Origin of the sequence: Marivita sp., from assembly GCF_020055635.1 — a bacterium.
Taxonomy (GTDB): domain Bacteria; phylum Pseudomonadota; class Alphaproteobacteria; order Rhodobacterales; family Rhodobacteraceae; genus Marivita.
This window is the reverse complement of the sequence record NZ_JAIPUT010000171.1, coordinates 1-2,696: the sequence shown is the minus strand read 5'-3', so window position 1 is coordinate 2,696 and position 2,696 is coordinate 1. Positions and strand designations below refer to the sequence as shown.

The 2,696-nt window shown below is 61.2% G+C and carries 2 protein-coding genes; both read left to right on the top strand.

Going from position 1 to position 2,696, the window contains the following annotated elements:
• Positions 1-392: 392 nt before the first annotated feature.
• Entirely contained in the window at positions 393-989 is a 597-nt protein-coding gene (locus LCF60_RS24250; protein ID WP_292295091.1) for a hypothetical protein, read from the top strand.
• A gap of 30 nt (positions 990-1,019) precedes the next feature.
• Positions 1,020-2,270, top strand: coding sequence for a hypothetical protein (locus LCF60_RS24245; protein WP_292295090.1), 1,251 nt, complete (start codon positions 1,020-1,022; stop codon positions 2,268-2,270).
• The last annotated feature ends 426 nt before the right edge of the window (positions 2,271-2,696 follow it).

Here is a 2,696-nt window from a genome sequence, read left to right as displayed (position 1 = left end):
TCTGAGGCATTCCGATGGTGGGAGGCTGCGTAACCTCGGAGCCTAGCCTTCATCGAGTGAGCCACCGGATTGGGGCAGTCCTTCCGGGTGCTGCGCGACAATCAGGATGAGATCATCTTGGCGATTGCAGGCGACGGTTGGTAGGTGCCGCAACAAAAATGCACGCTAGACGGCCCTCTTCGAGCCCTCTCCAATGTCATCCTTCAGCGAGCCGGAGCGACCTTGATACTTCGCTGGAACCGCTCCGCCGACCCCATGGCCTCATTCGTGAGTGCTTCGAAATCGTCTGGCGGGTTACCCGCCGTCCAGCATCCCTTTGAAGGTCGCATAGGCATCGGTCTTGCTCCCATACGCCCGCAAGGTGGTTGTGGAACCGGCGGGAGCGTAGGCGCGTGCGCGGCCTTGAACAGGAAGCCCGCGGCGGTAAAATGGCGCGGAGAAGCGGGCTGCATTCGGGTTGGGTTTTTGAAATGCCTAATGAGAACATTGAAATTAGACTTCACGAGGCGCTGCAGCCACTGCCCGAGGAGCTTCGCGCCGACGCCGTGCTCTGCGTCGCAGAGCGGATGCGCGCCGGGACGCAGGTTAGCTCACGGGATGCGCTATTCCGCAGTCCCACCGACGACAGAAAGTATTACGCGATCCAGGACGACGACGTAGAACTGCTCAAAGAAAGCGCGGCGGCGGCGGCGGCGGTTCTGGCGGGATTTCCGGACCCTATGACCTTCGCCGGCGCCCTCGTCTACCTTGGCTATCGGGCGCGGAAAAAGCACATCGCTCTTGATGCCAGCGACGCGGTCGTGCTGATCAAGGCCAAGAAACACGGTAATGTCGGCGCGTCGGTGGACGAGATTGCCACGGCTCTCGGAATCGGGTCGGACGAGGTGGCCCACAGTATCAGTCGGCTGAAAGAGGCGCGACGGTTCGACGGCACGTCCGCGCCCCTAATCGAACAAAGCGGAGACCGATACGTGGCCATCGACGTCTGATCGTGCGGCGCAAGCAGGGGAGGGGAAGCGGTGAACCGGGATTCCCAGCCGAAAATCGCGGAATACATAGCGCGGTCGCAGCGCCGAGCCTACGAGGCCGCCGGTCTCGACCTCCCGACGTTGCGCTACGGACGGTCTGTTCTTCAACTGGCGGCGCAGTCGCTGATCGCGCCGTTTCGCGTGAAGGGCTTCCAGAGCAAGGCCGAGGTGCTGGAAAGCGGTGTCCTGGCAATGACTTCTTATGTCGCAAATCCGCCGTTTACCCGGCACGAATATCTGCAGAGCTACGTCTATGCGAACAACATCCTGCAGTGGTGCCGGAACATCTGCGAGCAAGGCAGCGAGGAACTGGCGCGCATTGCAGACGTGGATGCGTCCGTGTTTCAAACGAGCAATCGCACCGTCGCGGTGGCGAGCCTGCCGGTGGCGGAGGCCAACGCGACGGTGGAGCTACTGCCCGACACACAGACCCCAATCGTCTTCTTCAACATCACGATGTACTATCTTTTGAGCGCCTTCGCGCGGCTCTTCGCGATGAGTTGCGAGACCTCGGGGAGGAGGGCCTACAATCAAGAATTGCTGGCGTCCCGAATCGCGGATGGCGACCCGGTGTTCACGGATGCCTGCGACGTGCTGCGGGGGGTGATCTACGGCAATACGAAGCTCATGACCTATCGGACGCGCGAGGGCCGATTTCCGCAGGAGTCTCTATGGCAGACGTCACAGTATCGCAGCCATGGCTTCAGGTTCATCGCCGCGCATGAGCTCTCGCACATTTGCCTCGGGCACCTCGACAGCAATGACCCCGATCCTCGCATGGTCGTCGACACGCGTTTCTCGCGCTTCCAGCTCGCCGAGCTTGACGCGGATCTGCTTGCGCTCGTGATGAATTCCTACTGCATCGCCGCCGAGGCGAATTCCTACGAGGAACCGATCTCGCGAGAGACGTCCCTCGGGCGGTCTTTCATCCACCAAGATTTCGTCCTGAGAGTCTTCAGGATGGTCGAGGGGGTGTGCAACGCGCTCGACGGCCGGGAGGGCGGGAAGAGCCGGATCATCGGCCATCCGGCCTATGCTGACCGGATTTTCGTGGCCCGCCGTTTATTGGAAGAAGGTCTCCCACAGGACATGCTGTCTGACATGCGGGAGCGAACTGAAGGGCAACACGAAACGTTCTTCCGGCACTTCGCGACGATCTTTTTGGACGCGGAGATGGCGAGGGGGGACCGGCCACATGTTTCGTCCCTGTTCGTCGACGCCTACGGCCTATCGGGAAGTTGAGCGCCGCGCGTCGCGCGTAATCGGCGGGTGGCCTGGGGCTGCGGCTCGCCATTGGGCGGGGCACAGCCGTACGCCCGGAGGCGCTCGAACCCAACCGCTTGCAAAGGCGCTTACTACGCTTTCCTGCCGCTCGTAGCCGACGCAGCATCGGTAAAATCGGACTCAACGGACATTGCACTCAGAGCCCTCCGCGCTCACCTGCACCACGAAATGCAAAGGGCTGGCGTCTCCCCCGGCTTTTTGCAAATCCGTGCCGGATTGGCCTTTTCGGTTTAAATGTCCTAAACTGCCATAATGTCGGAAACCCTTCACGACCTTCTGCAAGAGGATGACCCTGTTGCACTTGGGCGGATCGAAACAGCGCTGCAATCCTGCGACAGGCGCAACGAGACCGTCGAAACGATCCTCAGCGCATTGATCTGGCGT